The 26,605-nt window shown below is 61.9% G+C and carries 19 protein-coding genes and 1 pseudogene; 5 read left to right on the forward strand and 15 right to left on the reverse strand.

The features are described 5' to 3' along the window. Positions 1–72: 72 nt before the first annotated feature. Entirely contained in the window at positions 73–2,433 is a 2,361-nt protein-coding gene (locus PseAD21_RS07155; RefSeq protein WP_102355081.1) for a tetratricopeptide repeat protein, read from the reverse strand. 215 nt (positions 2,434–2,648) lie between these two features. On the opposite strand from PseAD21_RS07155, the gene PseAD21_RS07160 reads away from it, so the two are divergent. After that, the gene (locus PseAD21_RS07160; protein WP_102355082.1) at positions 2,649–3,326 is read left to right on the forward strand and encodes a DUF3313 domain-containing protein; all 678 of its coding nucleotides are present in this window, start codon (positions 2,649–2,651) and stop codon (positions 3,324–3,326) included. Positions 3,327–3,432: 106 nt separating this feature from the next. Here PseAD21_RS07160 and PseAD21_RS07165 read toward each other — a convergent pair whose 3' ends face one another. From PseAD21_RS07165 to PseAD21_RS07230, 14 genes and pseudogenes are all read right to left on the reverse strand, one after another. Further along, positions 3,433–5,937, reverse strand: coding sequence for a fused MFS/spermidine synthase (locus PseAD21_RS07165; RefSeq protein ID WP_102355083.1), 2,505 nt, complete (start codon positions 5,935–5,937; stop codon positions 3,433–3,435). 193 nt (positions 5,938–6,130) lie between these two features. Beyond that, positions 6,131–7,720, reverse strand: a complete 1,590-nt coding sequence (locus PseAD21_RS07170) for an arylsulfatase (RefSeq protein ID WP_102355084.1) — start codon at positions 7,718–7,720, stop codon at positions 6,131–6,133. A 72-nt stretch (positions 7,721–7,792) separates the two neighbouring features. After that, complete coding sequence (locus tag PseAD21_RS07175) at positions 7,793–8,815, reverse strand: HAD family phosphatase (RefSeq protein WP_102355085.1); 1,023 nt, start codon at positions 8,813–8,815, stop codon at positions 7,793–7,795. Next, positions 8,812–10,173 carry a BatD family protein gene (locus PseAD21_RS07180; protein WP_102355086.1) on the reverse strand — a complete coding sequence of 454 codons (1,362 nt, stop codon included), beginning with the start codon at positions 10,171–10,173 and terminating at the stop codon, positions 8,812–8,814. Before PseAD21_RS07180 ends, PseAD21_RS07175 begins: the two co-directional genes overlap by 4 nt. Then, the gene (locus PseAD21_RS07185) at positions 10,170–11,750 is read right to left on the reverse strand and encodes a VWA domain-containing protein (protein WP_102355087.1); all 1,581 of its coding nucleotides are present in this window, start codon (positions 11,748–11,750) and stop codon (positions 10,170–10,172) included. Before PseAD21_RS07185 ends, PseAD21_RS07180 begins: the two co-directional genes overlap by 4 nt. A 1-nt stretch (position 11,751) precedes the next feature. Beyond that, positions 11,752–12,744 (reverse strand): VWA domain-containing protein, encoded by a 993-nt coding sequence (locus PseAD21_RS07190; protein WP_102355088.1) that lies wholly within the window; start codon positions 12,742–12,744, stop codon positions 11,752–11,754. Beyond that, positions 12,731–13,330: a DUF4381 domain-containing protein gene (locus PseAD21_RS07195; protein WP_102355089.1), complete on the reverse strand. Its 600-nt coding sequence runs from the start codon at positions 13,328–13,330 to the stop codon at positions 12,731–12,733. The genes PseAD21_RS07190 and PseAD21_RS07195 overlap by 14 nt, the downstream gene beginning before the upstream one ends. After that, positions 13,327–14,265 carry a DUF58 domain-containing protein gene (locus PseAD21_RS07200; protein WP_102355090.1) on the reverse strand — a complete coding sequence of 313 codons (939 nt, stop codon included), beginning with the start codon at positions 14,263–14,265 and terminating at the stop codon, positions 13,327–13,329. The genes PseAD21_RS07195 and PseAD21_RS07200 overlap by 4 nt, the downstream gene beginning before the upstream one ends. Before the next feature lie 8 nt (positions 14,266–14,273). Further along, entirely contained in the window at positions 14,274–15,254 is a 981-nt protein-coding gene (locus tag PseAD21_RS07205) for a MoxR family ATPase (RefSeq protein WP_102355091.1), read from the reverse strand. 19 nt (positions 15,255–15,273) lie between these two features. Continuing rightward, positions 15,274–16,224 carry a transporter gene (locus PseAD21_RS07210; protein ID WP_102355092.1) on the reverse strand — a complete coding sequence of 317 codons (951 nt, stop codon included), beginning with the start codon at positions 16,222–16,224 and terminating at the stop codon, positions 15,274–15,276. Positions 16,225–16,236: 12 nt separating this feature from the next. Further along, a complete protein-coding gene (locus PseAD21_RS07215; protein ID WP_102355093.1) occupies positions 16,237–17,640 on the reverse strand; it encodes a DUF1254 domain-containing protein in 1,404 nt (467 codons plus the stop codon). 13 nt (positions 17,641–17,653) lie between these two features. Beyond that, positions 17,654–19,105 (reverse strand): DUF1254 domain-containing protein, encoded by a 1,452-nt coding sequence (locus tag PseAD21_RS07220; RefSeq protein WP_102355094.1) that lies wholly within the window; start codon positions 19,103–19,105, stop codon positions 17,654–17,656. Positions 19,106–19,115: 10 nt separating this feature from the next. After that, positions 19,116–19,903 (reverse strand): annotated as a pseudogene (locus tag PseAD21_RS07225) (hypothetical protein). Between the two features lie 333 nt (positions 19,904–20,236). Then, positions 20,237–20,662, reverse strand: coding sequence for a YciI family protein (locus PseAD21_RS07230; RefSeq protein ID WP_102355095.1), 426 nt, complete (start codon positions 20,660–20,662; stop codon positions 20,237–20,239). A 133-nt stretch (positions 20,663–20,795) separates the two neighbouring features. On the opposite strand from PseAD21_RS07230, the gene PseAD21_RS07235 reads away from it, so the two are divergent. The 4 genes from PseAD21_RS07235 to PseAD21_RS07250 all read left to right on the forward strand — a co-directional run bounded on the left by PseAD21_RS07235 (position 20,796) and on the right by PseAD21_RS07250 (position 26,480). Continuing rightward, on the forward strand, positions 20,796–21,239 hold the full coding sequence (locus PseAD21_RS07235) for an SRPBCC family protein (protein ID WP_102355096.1): 444 nt from the start codon (positions 20,796–20,798) through the stop codon (positions 21,237–21,239). A gap of 159 nt (positions 21,240–21,398) precedes the next feature. After that, positions 21,399–21,899, forward strand: coding sequence for a thiol peroxidase (gene tpx, locus PseAD21_RS07240; protein WP_102355097.1), 501 nt, complete (start codon positions 21,399–21,401; stop codon positions 21,897–21,899). Between the two features lie 175 nt (positions 21,900–22,074). Continuing rightward, entirely contained in the window at positions 22,075–23,382 is a 1,308-nt protein-coding gene (locus PseAD21_RS07245; protein ID WP_102355098.1) for an MdtA/MuxA family multidrug efflux RND transporter periplasmic adaptor subunit, read from the forward strand. Next, on the forward strand, positions 23,379–26,480 hold the full coding sequence (locus PseAD21_RS07250) for an MdtB/MuxB family multidrug efflux RND transporter permease subunit (protein WP_102355099.1): 3,102 nt from the start codon (positions 23,379–23,381) through the stop codon (positions 26,478–26,480). The genes PseAD21_RS07245 and PseAD21_RS07250 overlap by 4 nt, the downstream gene beginning before the upstream one ends. Positions 26,481–26,605: the final 125 nt, after the last annotated feature.

Below are 26,605 nucleotides of genomic sequence, written 5' to 3' on the forward strand. Positions count from 1 at the left end.
CATTGATGGTGACTGACACAACGCTATCGCGAGCAGGCTCACTCCTACAGGTGATCGGCGTTTATTGGCCGGTCACTTCAGCGCCGGATCACCCATGTTCATCCTCTTCCATCCCTGCAACAGCACCTGCGCCTTCGGTTCCTGGCCGTTCTCCAGGTAGTACTGGATCAGCGACAACCGCGCATTGTGGTTCGCCGGTTGTACCTTGAGCAGGCGCTCCAGCACCTCGCAGGCTTCATCGACCTTGCCGCTGTCGTGCAACGCCACCGCCAGCACATAGCCGTACTGCGCGTTCTGCGGCTCCAGATGCGCGGCTTTGTGCAGCGCGGTCATGGCCTCGGCGGTCTTGCCGGCGCGAATCAGTGACAGGCCACGGGTGTGTTGCAACAGCGCTGCGTCCGGGTGGGCCTTGAGGCTGTCATTCAGCAGCGTTTGCGCCTCTGGTCCTCGGCCATTGGCCTCCAGCCATTGCATCAGCGTCACCAGCGCCGGGTAGAAATCCGGATCACGTTGCAGTGCGCTGCGCAGCAAGCCTTCGACTTCACCGCTGCGGCCGCTGGCCTGATACAGCATGGCCAGATTCAGATTGGCCTCGGCACGCTCCAGCAGGCTCTGCTGCACCGCCTCGTATTCGGCAATTGCCGCGTCCCAATTGGCTTGCGCCGAGCCAAGGCCGTTGTTGTGGGCCACACTCAGCAGGTCGCGGGCGACGACGATGCGCACTGCTTTAACCGGGTCATTCAACAGCGGCGTCAGCAGCGGTGCACGCTCCGGTGGCGGCAGGAATGCACTGATCGCCCGCACCGCACTTTCACGCACCTGCGGCTCGGGGCTTTGCAGGTCCTGGGTCGCCAGTTTCAACGCCTGCTCACTCGGGTACAACGGCAGTTCCGCCAGCAACGTGGCACGCTGGATCGCCGGCAGGTTGCTGCGCTGCAATTGCTCGTACAACGCGTTGGCAGCGCCGGGCTGACCATTGCGGATCAGCCACAGGCTTTCGTCATAACGCGGCGCCTGTGGGGCGGTTGAAGCACTCCACAGTTTGAACTGCGCGGTGACCTTGTCGCCGGCCTTGCCCTGATGGCAGGTCAGGCAGGCATCCGGGGTGCCGAGCTTTTGCGCACGTTCGGGATTGGGAATGCTGAAACTGTGGTCGTGACGCAAGTCGTTGCCCATGTAGAGCTTGCCGGGCATGTGGCAATCGATGCACTGCGAGCCGGGCTGGCCCATGGTGTGGCGGGTGTGTTCGACGGAGTCGTAATTCTTTGCCAGCAGGCCCTTGCCGTCGACGCCTGCGACCGAGGTTTTGCCGGCGCTGTTGTGGCATTGCAGGCAGACCGCGTTGCCCGGTGCCTTGAGTTCGGTGCTGTGCGGGTTGTGGCAATTGCTGCAACGCACGCCCTTGTCGAACATTTTGCTTTGCAGGAACGAGCCGTGCTCGAACACTTCATCTTTGATCTTGCCGTCCAGCGCATACAGTTCGCGGGTGAGGGTGCTCGGCAGGTAGTCGTCCATCAAACGCTTGCCGACCGTGTAACCATCGCCCAACGGCGCACGGCGGGCATGGCAACGCGCGCAGGTCTCGATCTCGACCGTGGCGTTGTTGTCCTTGAGGTCGACGGCAAAGCCCTTGTGGATCAGGTCGTCCTTGTTCTGCTCCCATTGCAGGTGATTCGATGCCGGGCCGTGACAGGCCTGGCAGCCGACACCGAGGCTGTTCCACTGACTGTTGAAGGTGTTGCTGACCGCGTCGAAATTGCGCTTGAAGCCGGTGGTGTGGCATTCGACGCACATGAAGTTGGCGTTCTGGCTCGGTTTGCTCCAGTGCAGCGGGTTCTTGAAGTTCACGCCCTGGCCGGGGTAGAGGTGAAACCAGCGGTGCTGCTCGGTATCCCATGCCACGCCGAGCGCCTGCAAGCGGCCTTCGCCCACTTCGATCAGGTACTGCTGCAGCGGCGCGATGCCGAAGGTGTAGGCGACCTTGAAGTCGGCGTTCCTGCCGTCGATGCCGGGCGTATTGACCCAGAATTCGTCGCCCTTGCGCGAGAACCGCGTGGTCTCGTTTTGCGCCTTGAACGTGATGTTGTTGAAGTCGCCGAGCGTGGTCTCGGCAGTGGCTGCCTGCATCGCCAGTTGATGATGCGAGCCTTGCCAGTCCTTGACCTGCTCGGTGTGACAGGCCTGACATTGCTGTTCATCGACCAGGGTCGCCGGTTTGCTGGCGACTGCCGGTTGCGGTTTGGCGGGCGCAGCCACAGGCGCGGCGACCGGTACAGGTCTGGCCGGCGCCGGCGCGGGGCTCAGGAGAACCCAGCCGATGCCTGCCACGGCGGCCAGCAATACGCCAATCGCAACAGGGAAGAACAAGCGGGAGAATGACGGTCGGGATGAATCGGGATCAGGCTGCACGGTTTTATTTTTATGCTTGGGCATTACGACTTCCATGGTCCAGGTGCATTTGCCATCTGGCGTGCGTTCAAGCTCGATGCAGCTTTGCCGGATGCTCGGCGTCTGTCAAATGACGGTTGTGATCCGCCGCGCAGCCTGAGTTGAATTTTGTGTTTTCGAATCGCAATTGCCGGGGTTTTAGCTATACCTGTAACTCCCCCAATCCAAAAAGTTTCTGGCCTTCTGACAGGAGTTACAGCATGAAGCTAGCAGTAATGATGGGCACCCTCTGCATTGCCACCCTCGGCGTGGTGGGCTGTTCCAGCAAAACCGTCGCTCCCGACGAGTATTCCGGCTTCCTCAAGGACTACAGCCAACTCAAGGAGGCCAAATCCCCGTCCGGTGCCGAAGTGATGCGCTGGATCGACCCCAAGGTCGACATCAAAAAATTCACCAGTGCCTACATCGAGCCGACTCAGCTCTATCCCAAACCCCAACCGACCGCGAAGATCTCCCAGCAAACCCTCAACGGCATCACCTCCTACTACGATCAGGCGCTCAAGCGTGAAATCGGCAAAGACCTGCCGTTGGCTACCGGTCCAGGCCCGGGCGTGATCGTGGTGCGTGCGGCGATCACCGCCGTGAGCAGCAAGACCGAAGGCCTGCACGCTTATGAAGTGATCCCGATTGCCCTGGTGGCGGCGGCAGTCAGCACCGCCAGCGGTATCCGCGATCAGGAAACCACCCTGGCCACTGAAGCGGTGTTCCTCGATGGCGCGACCAACAAGGTCGTGGCGCAAGTGGTACGCAAAGGCACCGGCAAACCGCTGGAAAATGACACCCAGGCAATGAAGGCAACCGACGTCAAGCCAGTGATCGACGGCTGGGCCAATGACATGCATCAGATGTATGTGAAGCTCAGGGCCAACTCCAAATAACCGCTGAAAGCTTCGCGAGCAGGCTCGCTCCCCCATTGGATTTGTGCACGACACAGTTCAGTGTGGGAGCGAGCCTGATCGCGAAAGCGCTCTATCAGGCAACGGGTTATTGTCCGGTAAACCAACGGAAGTACGGATTCCCGCCATCCCAACGCATCACTTCACGCATATCCCGCCCCCACGCATCCCGATCTCCGTCATACGCATGCAGGCTCGCGCGGTAAAACTGCATCAGACGCTGACGGTGCGTTTGCATCCGCTCACTGAATCCGGCATCGGCATTGACCAGTGTCGGCGGTTGATAGAGGTCCAGCAGCGCCGGCAGCACCCGGGTGATTTCCTTGCTGCGCACCCACGGTGCGTATTCGATGCGCGGCTGATCGTCCGTCACCGCCGGGGCATTCGCCGCGAAACGTTCAAGGCCTGCACGGTCGGTGACCCAGGTCGCGAGCAACGCCGCCGCCGAGCCGATCCCGACATCCTGCAAGGTGCTGCGCACGCTGTCCTGCTGGAAGCGCTCGGTGATTTTCGCCGCGTCCAGTTCCATCGGTTGCAGCGAGCCAACCAGCAGCATCTCGTGGAACTCGCTGGACCACAGCGAGGCATACGGGAACACGTCGAGGAAGCTGCGTACCAGCGAGCGTGAGTCATCGATGTTCTGCGTCGGCAGCGGCAGCCATTGCGCGACGATGCCTTGTTGCTGCAAGCGGCTGGCCGCCAACTGATAGAAGTCCCGCGAATACAGATTGACCACGCCAGCCGCCGAGGGCGGGGGCGGTTCGAGGGTGATCAGGTCGTATGTCTGCGGACTGCGCAGCAGTTCCTGGCGGCCATCACGCAGGCGCACATCAACCCCGGGATTGCTGGCCGCGTTGAAATTGCCTTTGAACAGCGGCGCGGCTTTGACCACCGACGGCAACAGCTCGGCGACCACTCGATGCTCAAGCCCGGGATAGCGCAACATTGCACCGGCGGTGATGCCGGTGCCGAAGCCGATCACCAGCGTCGAACGCGGTTCGCCGTTGTGAATCAGCAGCGGCAACAGGGCCTGAATACGCATGTAGCGCAGCGACGGCATGGCATCGCCAGTGTTGGACACGCCCTGAATGTACAAACGGTGGAAAGCGTTTTCGCCACGGCCCTGCGCGACCACCGCCACCGTACCGCCTCGGCCTTCCTCATAGAACGCCAGCGTGCCGTTGCGCGCACCGGGCAACAGGCTGGCGAGTTTGTCGACCGGCGTCAGCACGGCCAGCGCGACCGACACCAGCCCCAATGCAACCACCGCCTGACGTCGGCCTTTCTTGACGTGGTGACCCTTGCGCACGGCCATGTAGCCGATGCCGGCGGCGATGATCGCCAGCAGACCCAGCGTGTGTACCAAGCCGAGCAACGGGATCAGCAGAAAGCCGCAGAGCATCACCCCGACGATCCCGCCCAGCGTGTTGAACGCCACGACGGCGCCCACATCACGACCGACATGCCCGTGGCCGACGCTCAGCCGCAGTGCCAGCGGGAAAGCTGCGCCCAGCAACAAGGTCGGCACAAACACAATGCTCAGCGCCGCCACGGCAAAACGTGCGCTCATGCCGACCAGTTCACTGGCGCCCATCGACCGCAGCGTTTCTTCGGCAAGGCTTTGCGCCACCACCAGCCAGCGACCGAGCAGGGCGATCTCCAGCAGTGCGATCAGCCCGGCACCGGCAATCAACAGCCCGAACACACCCCACGGATCACGAATGCGCTCGACGCGACGGGCGAGCAGGGCGCTGCCGAGGAACAGCCCGCTCAGGTAAGTGGCGAGGACCACGGCAAACGCATAGGTGCGGGTGCTCATGAACTGCACGATCGATTGCGACCAGACCACTTCGTAGCCCAGCGCCACGCCGCCGGCGATGGAGTACAACCACAGCGCAGTGCGATCCGTGGCTTTCTCCGCATGATGTTTGACCGGGGCAACAGGTATCGTCAGGTGCTGACGCTGCAGCCACAGCGCACCGGCGGCGGCCAGCAGATTGAGCATCGCGGCAAACAGCGCGCTACCGCGCACGCCGAGGGTGGCGATCAGCACGAATGCGGCGAGCAGGGTGCCGACAATCGCGCCCAACGTGTTTGCGGCATACAACTGACCGCCGGCCTTGTCCGGGGCAGTCGCCAGCGAGCGCACCAGCACCGGCAACGTACCGCCCATCAAGACCGCCGGGATGCCGACCAGTAGAAATGGCAGCAGCCACGCCAACAGGCCGACGTGACCTTGCAGCCAGGCAAACGGGCTGGCCGCCAGGCTCATGGTCACCGTCGCGGCAACGCCAAGTAGCGCCACCAGCACCTCCAGCCCGGCGTAGAGCAGAACCGGCTGTTGCAGACGATCGGCCCAGCGCCCGAACAGCCAGCCACCGATCGCCAGGCCGGCGAAAAACGCGCTGATACCGGTGGTGATGGCGTAGACCTCGACCCCGACCACCAGCGACAGCTGCTTGATCCACAACACTTGATACACAAGCGCTGCGGCACCGGAAAGGCACAGCAGCAGGGCAGGAATCAGCAGCGCGGCGCTGGCGACTTGCGGGGCGGGTATGGCCGACGGTTTGCTGGCGATACGTGAGGACATGCGGATTGCCTTATTTCAATTCGGAAATGGCGGTGACGGTGCTGGCCTCTTCGCGAGCAGGCTCGCTCCCACAGTGGATCTCGGGCGTTGCGAAAATCCCTGTGGGAGCGAGCCTGCTCGCGAATGAGGCCGACACGGTCCCACGTGTGAAACAGGGCCGCCCGCCGCTGAGGACGGGCGGCGCTCCAGCGGTTTACTGTGCAGCTGGTGCCGCTTTCATTTTCTCGGCAATCCTGGCGTCAACCGCAGCACGGATCTGGTCGATGCTGAAGCTCGCCGGTTTCTGGCTGGGCGGGTACTCGATGAAGGTCTGGAGGAAACGCGCGGCCTTCGTCGTTGCTACCGCGACGAGATAAACGTTCTTGGTCGACCAGTCATAGTACTGATCCGAGACCACGTCGGCGCGCTCATACGGGTCCATTCTCAAGTTGAATATTTTCGGCACACGCAACGGTGTGAACGGGTTGCTCCATACGGCGAAGCCACCCGGTGCACGCTGCTCGGCGAATACCGCTTTCCAGTTGCCAAAGCGCATCGAAACCAGCATGCCGTCGTCGTTGAAGTAGTAGAACTCCTTACGTTCACCGTTGGGTTGCTGGCCAGTCAGGTAAGGCAACTGGTTGTAACCGTCCAGATGCACCTTGAAGGTGTTGCCGCCGCTGGTCGGCGCCCAGCCCTTCAGCAGCTTGCTCGTGACGTCGGTATCGCCCGCAGCGGCCAGCAGCGTCGGGAACCAGTCCAGGCCCGAGAACATCTCGTTGGAGACCTCACCTGGCTTGATCTTGCCCGGCCAGCGGACCATCGCCGGGACCCGGTACGCACCTTCCCAATTGGAGTTCTTCTCGTTGCGGAACGGGGTGGTCGCCGCGTCCGGCCAGGAGAACTGGTTCGGGCCGTTGTCGGTGGTGTAGACAACAATGGTGTTGTCGGCGATTTTCAGGTCGTCGAGGGTTTTCAGCAGTTTGCCGACGTCGCCGTCATGTTCAAGCATGCCGTCCGCGTATTCGTTGCCGGGCATGCCGCTTTGGCCTTTCATCGAATCACGCACGTGGGTGAACAGGTGCATGCGAGTCGTGTTCATCCAGACAAAGAATGGTTTGTCCGCCTTGGCCTGCTTTTCGATGAACGCTTGCGCAGCCGCGGTGGTTTCGTCGTCGATGGTTTCCATACGCTTGGTGGTCAGGGCGCCGGTGTCTTCGATCTTGCCGTCGGCAAAACTGTGAATGACGCCACGCGGAGAGTAGGCCTTGACGAAATCCGGGTCATCCTTGGGCCAGTAGGGGCGTTCGGGCTCCTCTTCGGCGTTGAGGTGATAGAGGTTGCCGAAGAATTCGTCGAAGCCATGGTTGGTCGGCAGGTATTCGTCCTTGTCCCCAAGGTGGTTTTTGCCAAACTGCCCGGTGGCGTAACCCTGCGATTTGAGAGCCTGAGCGATGGTGATGTCGCGTTTTTGCAGGCCTACAGTAGCGCCCGGCGCGCCGACTTTCGACAGCCCTGTACGCAACGGCGTCTGCCCGGTGATGAACGACGATCGTCCCGCCGTGCAGCTGTTCTCGGCGTAGTAATCGGTGAGCATCATGCCTTCTTTGGCAATCCGGTCGATGTTCGGGGTCTTGTAGCCCACCACGCCCATGGAATAGGCACTGATGTTGGTCTGGCCGATGTCATCGCCAAAGATCACCAGTATGTTGGGTTTTTCGGCCGCTGTGGCGGTTGCCGACACCGCCATCACCGAGGTTGCCACCAGGGCGAATTTCGGTAGCCACTTGCGTATGCGAGTCATCTGACTTGCTCCTTTTTGTGGGGGTCGTTTATTGCGACTTACGTTTCTTGCAGTCCTGCATCACGCTTTTTCTTATTGCACCTGCTCGTTTGCCGGTGGATCGAACGGATAGATCCGGCGCCATTGGGTCGCCATGTCCACCACGGTCCAGCCGCGGGAATTCGCTTCGTCGAGGGCCTTGTCGAGCCGGCCAATGTCTGATTTGCGGTCGTAGGCCCACTCGCGCTTGGCGTCGGTGTGGTGCACCAGGCCCATCAAGCGCTTGCCCGGGCCGGCGGCGGTCCACTGCAGCATCTGCAGGTCGCCGTCGGAATTGCCGAAGGCGAGGATCGGCCGTTTGCCGATCACCGCATCGATACTTTCCGGTTTGCCTGGGCCGTCGTCGTTGTGCGCCAGTTTCGGCGTGCGCAGGATCGAGGCCTTGCCGTCCTTGAGCTGGAACGCGGTGACGAACGTGGTGCCGATCACCTGTTCCGGCGGAATGCCGTAGACCTTCTCGGCAAAGGCGCGCATGAACGCGGTGTCGCCACCGGAAACGATGTAGGTCTTGAAGTCCTGGCTGCGCAGGTAATCGAGCATTTCCAGCATCGGCTGAAAGATCATTTCGGTGTAGGGCTTGCCGGTCTTCGGGTGGCGCGCCTGACTCAACCAGGTCTTGGCGTGGTCATCGAAAGCGTCGGTGGTCATGCCGGTGTGGGTCGCGCCGACGATCTTCAGCAAACCGTCCATGCCGGCGGCGGCCAGCCCCTTGTGGTCGTTTTCCAGTACCGCCTTGAAGGGCTGGGTGGTTTGCCATTCCGGGTGTTGCGCTGCGTTGCGTTTGACTTCATCGAGGGCGAACAGCAGCTCGAAATACATCGGCTGCTCGCTCCACAGGGTGCCGTCGTTGTCGAAAACGGCAATGCGCTCGGCGGGTTTGACGAAGTCCTTGCTGCTCTGGTCGGTGATCGCTTGCACGAACTCGATGATGCTGCTTTTTGCTGGTCCCTCATTCCATGACGGCAGGGGTTCCGTGGCCTGGGCCAGCAGTGGCAATGCCAGCGCAAACCACAGCGCAAGACTGAAGCGTTGACGGTGCTGTGGCGGGTTCGTCATGGGAAATCCTTTTCATGGACGGGGTTGAGCGGGCGCAGGGCCGGGGCCGGTTTGTGCTGCTGTTGCCTGGCCTGACTGTGAAGCGTAGCCAACGATTGGCTCAGCTGAACGAGTGTTTGCCCGGGTGTCGGTTCGCGACCGTAAAGGCCGCGCAACAGGCCTTGCAGACGTGGGCCGGCATCGAGCAGCTTCAGCCCCAGCCGGCTGCGCCGCAGCCACAGGTACAGCGCAGTCAATTGCGCCGGTTGCGCTTGCAGTTGCGGCTCGATTTGCTGCCAGGCGAAATCCGCCGAGTGTTCCCGGGCCAGTTGCCGCGCGTGCTGGCGTGCCTGCCATTGCCGGTGCGCGCGCAGGATGGCCAGGCGCAGCCAGTAACCGCCGCTAACAACGGCCGCGAGCAGCGCCAGCCACAGCAGCCACTTCGTGGAGAAATACAGGTTGTTGCGGCCCAGTTGCTTGAGGTCTTCGGTGATCGAAAACACCGGTTTGTCGGCGCTGTTGGCTGCCGCTTCGAATGTCACCGCCGGTACTTGCGTGGTGCGCGACTGTCGGGTTTTGGCGTCCCACCATTTCACCTCGATGGCGGCCAGCGTGTGCGTGCCGGCCTTGTCGATGCGGTAGGTGACGTTGTCGATGCGCTGGCCGCCGAGAATGTCGCCGCGCCCGTCATCGAGGTTGCTCACTTGCGGGGTTTTCACATAGCGACTCAGGCCGGCGACGTCACCCAGCATCGGCACGGGCAGGGCCATCGCCAATGCGCCGTCGGCTTGCAAGGTCAGTTGGCGGGTGATGCTGTCGCCGACTTTCAATGGCGTTGCCGAGTTGATCACGCTCTGGGTAAAGCGCACGCCGTTGGCCACCAACGGTGTTTCTCCGGGGTTGAAACCGGGCGGCTGGGCGGCGCTGAACTGCAGCGGTTGGCTTTGCGCACTGATCGCGGTGCTGGCCTGACCCGGCGTTGCGCTGACGGTCAGTGCAGGAATGTCGTAGCGCTGCGCGACATTCGGGGTGATCAGGTAGCTGTAGCGCATGCCGCTGAAGGATTGACCGTCGAAGGTCTGGTTCAGGTGCTGCGTCTGGCCGTCGGACGGCATCACCAGCGCGCCGTCGAGTTTCAAGTCGGGCAGGGTGGCAGCGCTGGTGAACCAGGTGTCGGTGAGCACGTCGACTTGCAGCTCGACCAGGCCACCGACCATGGCGCCTTCGGCGGGTTGCAGGTGGGCCTGGACTTTGAGTTGCGGGGTGGCGGCGAAGGCATTCAGGCTGAGCAGGCTGGGCAGCAGCAGGCTGCTGATTTTTGCGGCCACTGATCTGGCCTCTTCGCGAGCAGGCTCGCTCCAACTGGGGTTCAGGTTCATGGCTTGCCTCCCGCCTGATCCTGCAAGCTGAACTTCTGCTTGAGGAATTTCGCCGGCGAGGTGTTCAGGTTCTGCAGCCACAACGCATCCGACGCCGCTTGTTCGGTCTCGACCTTTTTGCTTTGGCCCTTGCCCGGTGCCTTGTCGAATTTCACTTCGTCCGGTTTGGTCTCGGGGGCGTTTTTCTCGGCGCTGTCGGTGTCCTTGAGCAGGGCCTGCGCCAGCGCCAGATTGGCCGTGGCTTCAGGGAACTGTGGTTGCAGCTTCAAGGCCTGGGTGTAGGCGGCAATCGCCTGAACGAACTTGAAGCGCCGCACGTAGATGTTGCCCAGATAAAAGTAAGCCTGCGGCGTGTCCAGCCGGGCAAAGGTCGCCAGTGCAAGGTCGTAGTCAGACGCGTGATACGCCGCCACACCTTTCCAGTACGGATCGACAAACAGCGCCGCCGCTTGCGGCCAGTGCTCATGTTCGAAGGCCCAGCGTCCTTGCTGATCGCGGGTGAAGAAGGCATCGGTCAGCGCGTTGGCCTGCGCCGGTGCGGCCGGCCAGCCAAGGCCTGCGGCCAACAGCAGCGCCGGCACCCAGTTGACGCTCCAGCCCTTGCGCACGCCGACCAGTGCCAGCAGCAACAGCGGCCAGCACAGCCAGTAACCGGCGTCTTTCCAGTGCAGTTCCTGCTGCTCGGCGCCGGCACTCTGGAAGTGCTGTTGGGCGTGCAATTCGATCCAGTCCAGATCATCGTCGTCGAGGGTCAGGCTGCCCAGCGGCGCGTCGACGGCGGACGCCAATTGCTTGAGCGCCGCCTGATCGAAACTGCCGAGCACCGGGCGCCCGTTGCTGTCGATTTTCGGCTGGCCATTGGCGCCCTGAATGACCCCGCCGTCCTCGTTGCCGACCGCGAGCACCAGCACTTGCAAGGCGCTGCCGCGCAGTTGTTTGTCGAGCCCCTCGAGTTGCGCCGTGTCGGCGCCGTCGCTGATCAGCAGCAGCGTGCCGGGCGTTTTCTCGGCGCTGAGCAGGTGTTTGGCTTGCTCGATGACGGCGCCGACGTCCTTGCCCGGTTTGTCGATCAGCCCGGTGCCCAAGGCCTGGATGAAGCTGTCGAGCAGCGCCGGATCGTCGGTCGGCGGCAGCACCAGATGCGCGCTCCCGGCGTAGGCGATCAACGCCGTGCGGGCACCGGCGCGGCGCTGGATCAAATCGTGGAGCTTATGTTTGGCCGCTTCCAGGCGTGTCGGTTGCACGTCTGCGGCGTCCATCGATGGTGACAAGTCGACGGCGACAATCAGCGGCGCACGGTTCTCCAGGAAGTCCGGACGATCCTGCTCCCAGGTCGGCCCGGCGGCGGCGATGGCGCCGAGTATCAGCAGCGTACACAGCCAATGCACCGGACGCAGGCGCTGGTGATCCTGCGGAGTGACCAACAGGTGCGGTAGCAGATGCTCGGCGATGTTGCCGCGCAGCCGCCGCTGCAGGTCGCGGCTGCGGCGCCAGATCAGCGGCAGCAGTGCCGCAAACAATGCCAGCAACAGCCACAGCGGACGCAGGAAATGCAGGTCACTGAGGTTGATGTCCATCTCAGGCCTCCTGCCGCTGGCGGACGAGTGATAGCCGAGGACGCAGCAGCGCGCCGAGGTGATACAGGGTCAGCAGAACCAGGGCGGCGCTCAGCGGCCAGTAGAACAACTCGCGCTGCGGCTGGTGGCTGAGGGTTTTCAGCTGATGCGGGGTGAGGCGGTCGAGGGTGCTGTAGACCTGATCCAGCGCACTGCGGTCTTCGGCCCGGAAAAACTGCCCGCCGGTGGTCTGGGCGATTTTTTCCAGAGCTTGCAGATTGACCTTCGCCTCGCCCGAGGCGGTCGGATCGCCGATGCCGATGGTGTGGATCACCACACCTTTGTTGGCGGCCATTTCGGCGGCATGGTCCGGGGTGATCGCGCTGCTGGTGTCGTTGCCGTCGGTGAGCAGGATCAGCACCTTTTCCTGCTCGTGGGCCTGGTCCAGCAGCTTCAGGCTCAAGCCGATCGCGTCTCCGATGGCGGTGTTGGGCCCGGCCATGCCGATACCAGTGTCGGCCAGCAACAGCGACAGGCTGGCGTGATCGAGGGTCAGCGGCGCTTGCGGATAGGCACCGCTGCCGAACACGATCAGGCCGATGCGATCGTCCTTGCGCTTGTCGATGAAGCCTTGCACCACCTGTTTGACGGCCGCCAGGCGATTGATCTTCTCGCCGCCGGCGTTGGTGAAGTCTTCGGTTTCCATCGATTGTGAGATATCGATGGCGAGCATCAGGTCGCGCACCGATTGTTGGCGCTCGATGGGTTTTTCGACGAATACCGGGCGCGCGGCGGCCAACAGGACCAGCGCCCAGATCAGCAGATTCAACAGCAGTTGCCAGCGATTGCGCCGATTGCCGACGTTGCTCGGTGTTTGCCCGACCGCGCGGCTCATGGCAGCAAAAAACGGTACGCGCACGGCGCTGCGCGCTTCGTTGTAGGCAGGCAGGTAGCGGTAAGCCAGCCAGGGCAGCGGCAACAGCAGCAACAGCCACGGGTAATCAAGCTGCCACATGGTGCTGCTCCACCCAGTGCTGGCAGGTGTCGAACAACGCCTGGCGTTGTTCGGCGGGGAGGGCGCGCAGGGTGGCGTCGGGGGCGTAGGCGAGTTGTGCGAGTTGTTCGCTGAAATCGGCGGGCAGCCTGGTTTTGCAGTGCTGCTGCAGGAAAGCTTGCCAGTCGTCTCTCCCAAGCGCCGCGGGCCCCTGTAGGAGTGAGCCTGCTCGCGATAGCGCTCTGTCAGTCGATGCAGAGGTTGAATGTGATGACGCTATCGCGAGCAGGCTCACTCCTACATTGGTTGTGTTCCAGTGCCGGGAATGTGCGGGTATTGAGAGGGCTACGCGTTTTAACAACTCCGGCAATTCGCGCAGGGCGCTGAGGTCATCACTGCGCCCGCGCAATTGTGCCAGGCGCTGTAGCCCCTCACGCCGATACTGATCCCGTCGCCATTGCCGATAGCGGCGCAGGCCAATCAGCAACGCGCTCAACAACAGTATCGCCAGCAACACCCACCAGCCCCAGGTCTGCGGCGCATAACTGACGGGCGCAGGCAGGCCCAGCTCCTGGAGCTGGTCGATGCTCGGAATATTCGGATTCACCGTCGTGCCCCGGCACTTTTACCAAGCTCGGCGCGCAGTTGCTGATGGGCTTCTTCAGCGGTGCTGAACATCATCAGCGGCACCTGACTGCGGCGCAGCAGAGTGGCGACGTCCTTGAGGCGGCCGCCGAGGTAATCGCCCAGTGGTTGATGCACGCTGCGTTTCTCGACCGCCAGTTCCACTTGCAACTGACCCTGGGTGACCAGCAGCCGGCCATCGCTGGGCAGCTTCAAGGCCAGCGGATCGTAGACTTGCAAGGCGATCACGTCGTTGTGCGCCGACAGTTGTCGCATCAGTTGCAAGGTGCGCTCGCCAGCCCCGGCAAAGTCGCTGACGATGCAGATCAAATGGTCATGCCCGGCCAGCGCCAGGCAGCGCTGCAAGGCTTTGTCCAGTTGGTCTTCGTCTTCGGCATCGGGGTTGGCGGCGTTCAGCGCCTGATTGTGTTCGACGACGCGACTGAGCAGCGCTTCAACCCGTTTGCGGCTGCGCAACGGCGCGATGCTGTCGATACGCTGATCGTTGAACACCAGCCCGCCGACCCGGTCACCGGCGTTGAACACCATCCATGCCGTCAGCGCCGCGAGCTCAGCCGCCAGCGCAGATTTGAAGCTGCGCTGCGAGCCGAAGAACATCGACATGCGCTGATCAACGACGATCAGTGCCGGGCGATCACGCTCTTCGGTAAAGGTGCGCACCACCGGTTTGCCGGTGCGCAGCGAGGCACGCCAGTCGAGGTGGCGCAGGTCGTCGCCGGGCTGATAGCGGCGTAGCTCGTCGAAGTTCAGGCCGCGCCCGCGCAGGCGCGAGGCATGGTTGCCGGCGAGGATACTGCCCTGCGGCTGGCGCGCCAGAAAGCTCAGGTCACGGGCCTTGAACTCCAGCGCCATCAATTGCGCCAGAGAGACATAGACCAGCCCGTCGCTGCTCTGCATATTCAACCTCAGGCAGGAATCGCCACTTTATCGAGGATCCGGTCCAGCACCTGATCGGCGCTGATGCCGTCAGCCACTGCGTCGTAGCTCAGTTGCAGGCGATGGCGCAGCACCGGGTGCACCACCGCGCGCACGTTGTCCGGCGAAACGAAGTCCTGCCCCTGCAACCACGCATCGGCGCGGGCGCAGCGGTCCAGGCCGATACCGCCGCGAGGGCTGGCACCAATGGCGATCCAGCGAGCGAGGTCTTCGTCGTAGTCGGCGGGGTGGCGGGTGGCGTTGATCAGGTCGATCAGGTAGGTGTCGATGGCCGGCGAGACATGCACTGCGCTGACCTCCTTGCGCGCGGCAAAAATCACTTCCTGCGCGAGGCTGAAACCCTTGGCGGGCGTGGTGTTCGCTCCTTGGCTGAACTCTTCGTTACGCAGCAGGCGCAGCACCTGGCTTTCGTTTGCGGCGCTGGGGTAATCCAGCAGGACTTTCATCAGAAAACGGTCCATCTGCGCTTCCGGCAGCGGATAAGTGCCTTCCTGTTCGATCGGGTTCTGCGTCGCCACCACAATGAACAGCTCCGGCAGCGCATGGCTGTTGCCGGCCACAGTGATCTGCCGTTCCTCCATGGCTTCGAGCAGCGCTGCCTGGACTTTGGCCGGCGCGCGATTGATCTCGTCGGCGAGGATCAGGTTGCCGAACAAGGGGCCGGGCTGGAAGCGGATCTCGTGCTTGCCCTCGACCTGATGCAGCACCTCGGCGCCGGTGATGTCCGAGGGCAGCAGGTCGGGAGTGAACTGGATCCGGCTCATTTTCGCATCCAGGTGCTTGGCCAGCGCCTTGACCGTGCGGGACTTGGCCAGCCCCGGCAGACTCTCCAGCAGCAAGTGCCCGTTGGCCAACAGACCGAGAAGGATCTGCCGAATGACTTGATCCTGGCCGAGTACCGCTTCGGCGATGCTGGCTTGCAGGGCGTTGAGGTCGGTGAGTGCAGTCATGAGACAGTCCTTTGCAGGTCTAGAAGAACGCCAGGGTCATGTTGACGGCGAAGCCATTGCCTTCAGGGCGATTCTTGGTGTCGAACTCCGGTACCCAGCGTGCGCTGATGTTGGCCTGGGCGTCGGCGAACTTGCCGGCCCAGCCGATCACCGGGCCGGCACCGACCGAGCGGCCACGGAAGCCATTCAGTGCGTCGGCGGTCTGGCCCTTGTCGTCGGTGACCTGCTGGATATAACCGGCCGCGAGACCTGCGCTCCAGCCACTGCCAAAACCGTGGGTCCACAGCGCATCGAGGGTGAAGATGTTGCCGTTGCGATAATCCGTGGTGGTGTTTTCGGTATAGAACTCCAGACCACTGGACAGGGTGAACTCGCCACCCTTGCCATCCAGGTGGGTGAAGGCCACGGTCGGCATGAACGTGTAGTTGTTCTGGCCCGGGTTGGCCAGACGGTTCTCGTTATAGGCACCGGTCGGCACGTAGATCGGCAGGGAGAACGCGATGTGATTCAGTTCGTCGAAGTGGTAACCGGCGGCAATCGGCGTCACCAGCGCGTCGGCAAACTGAGTGCCGGAATCGCTGGTGCCGAGGGTCCGTCCTCGCGGGCCGGTGATGGCCGCGTCAACGTCGGTGTATTGCAACGGAATGCCGATCGCCGAGGCAAAGTTCCACGGGCCTTTGCCGGTGTCCCAGATGTGGGTCAGGTTGGTCATGGTGTAGGAGACTTTCATGTCGATCCCGGCACTGATTTCACCGGAAATCGGTGCACCACGATTGCCCTTGAGCGAGCCGTCATACCAGATGCTGGTCACCGAGACGACCCAGCCGGGTTCCGGCGGTACGATCCCGGCATTGGAAAACACCTGTTGACCGGTGATCGGTCGACCCACACCACCCTCGGCGGCGTACAGCAGCGGACTGCCGATCATGCACAGCGCCAACAGAGGACGCACAACGTAAGGCTTGACCATCACTGACTCCGCTTATTGTTTTGAGTTGACCGGGGTCAGTGGCGGCATTCTCCATTCGCCACTGGCCACTTCCGGTTTTGGCAGATAAAGACGCAAGATCCCGTAGAAAGGCCCGTTCGGTGCCGGCAGCCAATTGGCCTGTTGGTCCTTGCCCGGGTTCTTGTGCTGCACATACAGGGTCAGGCCGCCGTCGGCATCGAGCTTCAGCTCGGGGAGCATCCGCGAGTTGATCAGGTAGCGGTTGAGCGGGTTGGCCACCAGCAATTTGTTCTTGCCGTCGTACATCGTCAGCGACCAGAACGCATCGGCCGGGGGCAGGGCGCCCTTGTCGAAATGCAGGGTGTAATCGTGTTTCGAGGCGTCGACCGGTTGCCCGTCCTTGTCAACGAAGTAGCCGATGTAGTTCGCCTCTTCGGCCGAGTTGCCGAAAATGCCCATGTTGGCCCCGGCGTAGCGGTACAGGTAGTTGCCCTTGAGGTGATCGCGAGTGCCGAACAAGTCACCGCTGCTGACCTTGTGCGCGTCGACCTGGTCTTTTTTGAACGCGGCGAATTCAGCCTTGGCGTCGCTGATGCCGTCCTCCAGTGCCTTGCGCTGCTCGGCAGTGAGTTTGCCCGGATCAAACGGCTGGCCGGCACCGATGCCGATTTTGGCGAAACGCGCGAGCAGGTCTTTCTCGACGTCCTGCGGCGGCGTGAAGGCGAGCATGAAGTTCAGGTAACGGAACAGATCCGGGGTTTCGCTCATGGTCGGCGTGGGTTTCGGCCAGCTGACTTTCGGGGCCGGGGCCGGGGCTTTCTGTTTCAGGTAATGGCTGAGGGTTTCGACCTTGTAGCCTTTCTGGATCTGCTTGACCTTGCCCAGATCCCTTTCATCGAACAATTGCGTGCGGTACAGCGCGTAAGTGATGTTGCTTTCGCTGCGAAGCAGGCGATCGATATTCACCGGTTGCTGGCCCTGCCACTCCGGCCCGGCAATCATGAAATGGCCACCATTGTTACCGGTGCTGCGGGTGCCCAGATAAGCGAAATTCTGCGTGTAGGCGTCGATCAACTGCACCGAGTAGTAACGGTGTTCCTCGATCGGTGGCAAGGTGAGGATCAGCGGTTCTGCGCGCAGGTCCATCCAGACGAACGAGTAGGGCGTGTCGGCGTTCGGTGTGACGAAAGCGGTGTCCTTGGCGGTGAAGGCCTTGGCGGTGTTGCCGATCTGGTTGAATGGCGCCTTGTAGTTCGGGCTTTTGCTGTCGACGGCCTGGGTGTAGAGGGTCTTGTACATCTCCACCACCGGGAAACCATACAGATAAGCCTCTTTGGCAATGCCCCGAGCCTCTTCGGGGGTGGCGCTGAAATCGGCCCAGACGCTGGTGCTCAGAGTAAGGGCGAGGCCGGTCAGCAACAGACTGCGTGTGTGCATGGTGCGTCCTTGTTTATGGCGCGAGCGTGATGTCGTCGAGTTTCCAGCTTTTGTCGAAATACGCTTCGGTCGGCGCGTACAGACGGAAATAACTGAACCAGTGTTTGCCCGGCAGGGTTTGCACCCAGTTGTTCTCGAACCCTTTGGGCGCGGTAGGGCCGAAGTACAGGTCCACCGAACCGTCGGCGTTTTTCTTCAAGTCCTGACGCGAAGACAGGTCAGCCTTGCGCTGCGGGTTGTCGATCAGACAGCGGCTGTCGATGTCGTACACGGTCATCGACCAGAACTGCTTGGCCGGCGGGTTGGCGCCGACGTGCAGGCGATAACTCTTGCCGCCGTCGAGCCAGTCACCTTTGGCGTCGGAGTAGGCGCCGAGGTAGGTCTGGCCCAGCCCGGGCGTCCGGGAAATCATGCCTTTGGTGTTGGTGACCGCCTCGTAGAACCACGCGCTGCGTTCCCACAACTGGTCGTAATACGTCACGCGTTGCGACGGCTCGGCGATGTTCAGCACCCTGTCCCAATGCCGGTCGGGCCAGTACTGGGCGTCGGGAAAACGTTTGGCGAAGGTGTTGGCCTTGGCGATCAATTCGCCGACCTGCACCCCTTCTTCCAATGCCTTGCGTTGCTGGGTATTGGGATTGAACGGTTTGTCCTTCTCGATGCCGAGGCTGGCAAGCATCGCCATGTAGAAGCGGTCACGTTCGTTGACCGGTTCTTTCTGGATGATCTGGTGCAGGCGCTGCCAATAGGCAATGCCTCGGGGCTGCGTGCCGGACCACGGTTTGCCTTGCGGTGAAAGCAGGCGGGTTTTGCCAGGGGCGCTGCGTTGGGCGTACGGGTACATCTTGAACTGCTCGACCAGCGCCTTGCCTTTGGCCGGGTCCGGATCGAGTACGCGAAACCCCACCAGCACGTTCATGGTTTCCGATTTGGCCAGGTAATACTGGCCGGCATCCGCTGGTGGCTCGGCGCCGGGAGGCAGCACCAGATATTTGCCGCCCTGGCCCTTGTCGGGACCGGTCTGGCCCATGTCGATAATTGCCCGCTGCCAGAAATCGCCGATACCGCCGGCAGTGGGGCCTGGCGGCAACTCGATCACCAGTGGCCCGGTTTCACTCAGGTCGACGAAGCCCAGAATGTAGGGGGTGGTGGCGTTGGCGGTGATCACGCCGAGCTTGTCTTCGTAGCTGTTGAGGACCATCAGGTCGCCGCTGCGCGCACCCAGCTTGTCGCGAAACTCTTCCTGCCACTGGGCGTAAGACACCAGCGGCAAGGCCCACAGATAACTCTGGGTGGCCTGCTGGAAATCCAGTTCGGCGTACAGCCTGGCAATCGAATCATGGGCCGGTAACTCGCCGTCCATGGCGATCTTGCCAATGCGGGTATCCAGGTCCTGCGCACCGACGCCGCAACTGGCGAACAATGTCATGAGGCTGAAACCGGCGGCGCGCAGTGCAATGTGCATCGCAATATCCTTATTTTCCGAACGTTACGTTGATGCCTGTGTACAGGGTGAACTGCGGCAGGCCGTCGCCCTTGCGGTCAGCGGTCCACTGCGGCTCGATAAAGCGTTGAGGATGTTGCTGCCGGACTTCCAGACCTTGCCCAGGCCCAGCCCGATGGGGATGTAGTGGGTGTTGTTTTTCAGGTCGAAGGACCAGGTGCCGGTGGAGCGCAGGTACCAGCCTTTTTCCAGGTTATGGATGATGAACGGCTGCATCGTGGCGCTTTCGACGTGGGCGCGGTCGCTGTCGCCGGCAAACGAACTCTGGTATTGCAGCAGTGCGCCGAGCAGGCCGCGCGGCGACGAATCGATGGCCACTGCGGCCAGGCCACCCTGCCATTTGCCGGTGCCCAGTTCGTCCTGTTCGGCGGTCGGCGCGGTAATCAGCGGCCCGATGCCGAGCTGCACACCCTCGGTTTTCAGGATGAAGATATCGAACAGATTCAGATCACCGATGCCGGTGCTGTAGCCATTGTGCGGGTCGGGGCGGGTGCTGATCGGCAATGTTGCGCGCACCAGTTGCGGGACACCGATGAAGTCGTTGGGGGCTATCGGCAGGGCGCCGCGCAGCAACACGTCGTTGGTGTGCGCGTTGGTGTCGTAGAGCCTGGGGGTGTAGTAGTCCTGCAGATTCGCGCCAGGAGCAATGTTCAACGGGTTGTTGCTTTTATTGGCGTCTTCGGCGTTGTCCGCCTGCGCGCACGTAGCGGCCAGCGATCCGGCCAGAAAGAGAGTCTTCCCCACTCGATTGAACGTCATCCCCGCTTCCCTGGTGGCTTATAGACAGTTCGGCACTTGTCGGCCGTTTGGTCGTAATCCCTTTCTTATCAAGCCTGTAGGACACGTCCGATTGACGCTAGCAGCTTATGGGGACTTAGCCAGTCGAATGGGTTAATTCTTTAGTTTTGTGTACAGGGTCACACTTGCATTGTGTACTTGATGGTTAAGTTTTTTACCAGAGATCGCGCCATCGCGGGCAAGCCACGTTCCCACAGGATTGAGGGCGCCTACAAATGATGTGACTGGCGACGTACCTGTGGGAGCGTGGCTTGCCCGCGATGGCGATCTCAAATTCAGCAAGTGTTTGCGGATTCAAACGTTTTTCTTGGCCTGTTCGCGGATGCGCTCTTCTTGTTCGCGCGCTTGCGGGGTGAACTCGGCGCCGAAATCCTCTGCCGAGAATATCTGCCGAATCTCGATTTCGGACTCGCCCGGCATCGGGTTGGGGCAGCGTTTGACCCACTCGATGGCTTCCTCTTTCGACTTCACTTCCCAGATCCAGTAACCGGCCACCAGCTCCTTGGTTTCGATGAACGGCCCGTCGATGACGGTGCGCTTTTCGCCGGAGAAGCGCACGCGGGCGCCTTTGCTGCTGGGGTGCAGGCCATCGGCGTCGATGAGAATGCCGGCCTTGACCAGTTCTTCGTTGAAATTGCCCATGGCGGTGATCAGCTTTTCGCTGGGCATGATGCCGGCTTCGGAGTCGGCGCTGGCTTTGACAAGGATCATGAATCGCATGGTGGTTGCTCCGTGGATTGGGTGGGGATTCATTGCTTAGTCGAACGGGCGGGGCTTAAATCGACAGGCTTCTAAATAAAAGATGCAGACCTGCGTTTTAACAAGCATCCCCTGCATACGGAGTGTGTCGGCCATGCCAGTCCTGAAACTCACAACGTTGATTCCCGCCCGCACACCGGCCCAAGTGCTCGACTTTTGTCTGGACGGGACGAATTTTCCGAAGATCTTCCCGGAGCGCGTCACGCCGCTGGGCGATGTCGACCTGAACAATCTACGGATCGAAGCCGGGCGCCAGTTCCGCTTTCGGCACTGGATGTTCAACCTGATTCCATCAAACTGGACGGTGGTGATTCGCGAAGTCGGTAACAGCCATTTTGTCGATGAGATGCTCAAGGGGCCGCTGCGTGCCTTTCGTCATGAACATCGGGTGGCCGCGGGTGAGGGCGGTACTCTTTATACCGATCAGGTGACATATGCAGCGCTTGGCGGTCGGTTCAGCGAGCGTCTGCTGGTGGACGCGTACATGCGGCGAATCTTCGAGGCGCGGCACCGCAACATGCTGCAATTGCTCAAATGACCACGCAAATCCCCTGAGGGGGGGATTTTTGCGGGTTGTATACAATTTTTTGTGCGAGCACCTAACAATTTCAGTCTGGGCATAGGTCGTCGGACAATTTCGTGGTTAACTTCGGCCTCTTGCATGCTTTCCAACCAAAACGCTAGAAGGACTCAAGTCATGGCTCAAGTCACCCTCAAGGGCAACCCGGTTCAAGTCAACGGCCAGTTGCCACAAGCCGGTTCCAAGGCACCAGCCTTTTCTCTGGTTGCCGGCAATCTGTCCGACGTCACCCTGGCGAGCTTCGCCGGCAAGCGCAAAGTGCTGAACATCTTCCCAAGCGTCGACACCCCGACCTGCGCCACTTCGGTACGCAAGTTCAACGCCCAGGCCAACGACGTCGCCAACACCGTGGTGCTGTGCATCTCGGCTGACCTGCCGTTTGCCCAGGCCCGTTTCTGCGGCGCCGAAGGTCTGGAAAACGTGCAGAATCTGTCGACCCTGCGTGGCGCCGAGTTCATCCAGAACTACGGCGTAGCCATCGCTGACGGCCCGCTGAAAGGCCTGACCGCCCGTGCCGTGGTGGTTCTGGACGAAAACGACAACGTGCTGCACAGCGAGCTGGTCAAGGAAATCGCTGAAGAGCCGAACTACGAAGCAGCACTCGCCGTTCTGAAATAAGCGCTTTTACAATTGTTAACGGCCTGGCCCTGTCCAGGCCGTTTTCATTTGTGTATCAGTGTTTTGCCTCACACCTTGAAACGTAAGTTGAAGGTAAATTGCCGGTAAAGCTGCTTTGCTAATTCCCTGCCAGTGCTTATCGTTCAGCCTCCCGTAAAAGAAGCCCACGCGCCCAATGGTCAATCAATCCATGCAATCGTCCCCTCGCAACTCCCGCCGCTGGCTGATCAGCTTGCTCGTCCTGTTGGTCATCGCCGTACTGTGCTGGAAGTTCTGGCCCGCCGGTTCGGCCCACAAGGAGGGCGCCGACAAGGCTGCGACCGGCCATGCCGGACGTTCGGGGATGATGCGACCGGGCTTCGGTGGCGCGGCCGGGCCGATTCCGGTGCGTGTAGCCCCGGCGGTCACCGGTGATTTCCCGCTGTATTACAAGGCGCTGGGCACAGTCACCGCGCTCAACACCATCAATGTGCGCAGCCGGGTGGGGGGCGAACTGGTGAAGATCAATTTCGAGGAAGGGCAGATGGTCAAGGCCGGCGACCTGCTGGCAGAGATCGATCCGCGTCCGTACCAGAACGCCTTGCTGCAGGCGGAAGGCACCTTGCTGCAGAATCAGGCGCAACTGAAAAACGCTCAGGTCGATGTCGAGCGTTATCGCGGCCTGTACAAGGAAGACAGCATCGCCAAGCAGACCCTGGACACCGCCGAAGCGCTGGTCGGCCAGTATCTGGGCACGGTCAAGACCAATCAGGCGGCGGTCAACGACGCCAAGCTCAATCTCGAATTCACCAGAATCCGCGCGCCGATTGCCGGTCGCGTCGGCCTGCGTCAGCTCGACGTCGGCAACCTGGTAGCCGCCAACGACACCACGTTCCTTGCGGTCATCACTCAGACCCAACCGATCAGCGTGGTCTTCACCCTGCCGGAAAACAGCCTTGAAACCGTGCTCGCGCGCTACCACAGCGGTGCCAAATTGCCGGCCGAAGCGTGGGACCGTGGCGACACCAGAATCCAGGCCAGCGGCGTGCTGCAAAGCCTCGACAACCAGATCGACGTCGCCACCGGCACCCTGAAATTCAAGGCCCGTTACGATAACCGCGACCAGTCGCTGTTCCCCAATCAGTTTGTCAATGTGCACCTGCTGGCAGACACCCTGAAAGGCGTGGTGCTGGCACCGTCGGCCGCGATTCAGTTCGGCACCAACGGCACTTTCGTTTACGCATTGGACGGCGACAAGAAAGTCACCATTCGCCAGTTGAAGATCGGCGCCAGCGACGGCAACAACACCGTGATCACCGAAGGCCTGGCGGCGGGCGACCGCGTGGTGCTCGAAGGCACCGACCGCCTGAAGGAAGGCAGCGAAGTGGAAGTGGTCAATGACAGCAATGACGTGCCGACCACGCCGACCGGGCACTTGCAGGGCAAGCCCGCCGCCAGTGCACCGGACGCCGCCGTGACTGACAAGGCCAAGAAGGGCGCATGAACATTTCGCGGCTGTTCATCCTCCGTCCGGTAGCCACCACCCTGAGCATGCTGGCCATTGTCCTGGCCGGTCTGATTGCCTATCGCCTGCTGCCGGTCTCGGCATTGCCGCAGGTCGATTACCCGACCATCCGCGTCATGACCCTGTATCCCGGCGCCAGTCCGGACGTGATGACCAGCGCCGTGACCGCACCCCTCGAACGCCAGTTCGGACAGATGCCGGGCCTGACGCAAATGGCCTCGACCAGTTCCGGCGGCGCTTCGGTGCTGACCCTGCGTTTCAGCCTCGACATCAACATGGACGTCGCCGAACAGCAGGTGCAGGCCGCGATCAACGCCGCGACCAACCTGCTGCCAACCGACTTGCCGGCGCCGCCGGTGTACAACAAGGTCAACCCGGCAGACACCCCGGTGCTGACCCTGGCGATCACCTCGAAAACCATGCTGCTGCCCAAGCTCAACGACCTGGTCGATACGCGCATGGCGCAGAAAATCGCCCAGATCAGCGGTGTCGGCATGGTCAGCATTGCCGGCGGTCAACGTCAGGCGGTGCGCATCAAGGTCAACCCGGAAGCGCTGGCCGCGAACAGCCTGAACCTGTCGGACGTGCGCACCTTGATCAGCGCCTCCAACGTCAACCAGCCGAAAGGCAACTTTGACGGCCCGACGCGGGTGTCGATGCTCGACGCCAACGATCAGCTGACCTCGCCCAAGGACTACGCCAACCTGATCCTCGCCTACAAGAACGGCGCGCCGTTGCGGCTCAAGGATGTCGCGGAGATCGTCGACGGTGCCGAGAACGAGCGTCTGGCGGCGTGGGCCAACCAGAATCAGGCGGTGCTGCTGAACATCCAGCGTCAGCCGGGTGCCAACGTGATCGAGGTGGTCGACCGCATCAAGGCGTTGCTGCCGAGCATCACCGACAACCTGCCGGCCGGCCTCGACGTCACCGTACTCACCGACCGCACTCAGACCATCCGCGCCTCGGTTACCGATGTGCAGCACGAACTGCTGATCGCCATTGCATTGGTGGTGATGGTGACGTTCCTGTTCCTGCGCCGCGCCAGTGCGACGATCATTCCGTCGGTGGCCGTGCCGCTGTCGCTGATCGGCACGTTCGGCGTGATGTATCTGGCCGGGTTCTCGGTCAATAACCTGACCCTGATGGCGCTGACCATTGCCACCGGTTTCGTGGTCGACGATGCGATCGTGATGCTGGAGAACATTGCGCGCTTCATCGAGGAGGGCGATAGCCCGATGCAGGCCGCGCTCAAGGGCGCCAAGCAGATCGGCTTCACCCTGATTTCCCTGACTCTGTCGCTGATCGCGGTACTGATTCCGCTGCTGTTCATGGCCGATGTGGTCGGGCGGCTGTTCCGCGAGTTCGCCATCACTCTGGCGGTGGCGATCCTGATTTCCCTGGTGGTCTCGCTGACGTTGACCCCGATGATGTGCGCGCGACTGCTCAAGCGTGAGCCGGAAGCCCACGAGCAGGGTCGTTTCTACCGGGCCAGCGGCGCCTTCATCGACTGGATGATCGCCGCCTACGGGCGCAAGTTGCAGTGGGTACTCAAGCACCAGCCGCTGACCCTGCTGGTGGCCATCGGTACGCTGGCGCTGACTGTGTTCCTGTACATGGTGGTACCCAAGGGTTTCTTCCCGGTGCAGGACACCGGGGTGATCCAGGGCATTTCCGAGGCGCCGCAGTCGATCTCCTTTGCCGCCATGGGCGAGCGTCAGCAGGCGCTGGCCAAGGTGATTCTGGAAGATCCAGCGGTGGAGAGCCTGTCGTCCTACATCGGCGTCGACGGCGACAACGCCACGCTCAACAGCGGGCGCTTGCTGATCAACCTCAAGCCTCACGGTCAGCGTGACCTGAGCGCCACCCAAGTGATCGCGCGTCTGCAGCCACAACTGGACAAACTGGTCGGCATCCGTCTGTTCATGCAGCCGGTGCAGGACCTGACTATTGAAGACCGGGTGAGCCGGACGCAGTACCAGTTCAGCATGTCCTCGCCGGACGCCGAATTGCTTGGCCAGTGGAGCGGGCGGCTGGTCGAGGCACTGGCCGAGCGTCCGGAACTGACCGACGTTGCCAGTGACTTGCAGGACAAGGGCCTGCAGGTCTATCTGGTGATCGACCGCGACGCGGCCTCGCGTCTGGGCGTTTCGGTGCAGAACATCACCGACGCGCTGTACGACGCCTTCGGTCAGCGGCAGATTTCGACCATTTACACCCAGGCCAGCCAGTACCGTGTGGTGCTGCAGGCGCAGGCCGGGGAGAAGATCGGGCCGGCAGCGCTGGACCAGATTCACGTCAAGACCACGGACGGCGCGCAGGTGCGTCTGTCGAGTCTGGCCCACGTCGAGGAGCGTCAGGCGCAACTGGCGATCACTCACATCGGTCAGTTCCCGGCGGTGATGATGTCGTTCAACCTCGCACCCGGTGTGGCGTTGGGGCACGCGGTGGACATCATCGATCAGGTGCAGAAGGACATCGGCATGCCGATTGGCGTTCAGACCCAGTTCCAGGGCGCGGCCGAAGCGTTCCAGGCCTCGCTGTCGAGCACCTTGCTGCTGATTCTGGCGGCGGTGGTGACCATGTACATCGTGCTCGGCGTGCTCTACGAGAGTTATATCCACCCGATCACCATCCTCTCGACCTTGCCGTCGGCGGCGGTCGGCGCCTTGCTGGCCTTGCTGCTCAGCGGCAATGACCTGGGCATGATCGCGATCATCGGCATCATCCTGCTGATCGGTATCGTCAAGAAGAACGCGATCATGATGATCGACTTCGCCCTCGACGCCGAGCGCACCCAGGGCATGGCGCCGGAACAGGCGATCTATCAGGCGGCTCTGCTGCGCTTCCGGCCGATCCTGATGACCACCCTGGCCGCGTTGTTCGGTGCGGTGCCGCTGATGCTGGCTACCGGTTCCGGCGCTGAATTGCGTCAACCGCTGGGTCTGGTGATGGTCGGCGGGCTGCTGGTGAGCCAGGTGTTGACCCTGTTCACCACGCCGGTGATCTACCTGTATTTCGACCGCTTGGGTCGGCGCTTCGGCAAGACCAATGCCGACCGCGAAGAGGTGTCGGTATGACTGCCCTGACACATAACCCCTGTAGGAGTGAGCCTGCTCGCGATGAGGCCGGCACATTCAATATCAGTGGGGGCAGACACACCGCTATCGCGAGCAGGCTCACTCCTACAGGGGAGTGCGGTGAA

This window comes from Pseudomonas sp. AD21, from assembly GCF_002878485.1.
Taxonomy (GTDB): Bacteria; Pseudomonadota; Gammaproteobacteria; order Pseudomonadales; family Pseudomonadaceae; genus Aquipseudomonas.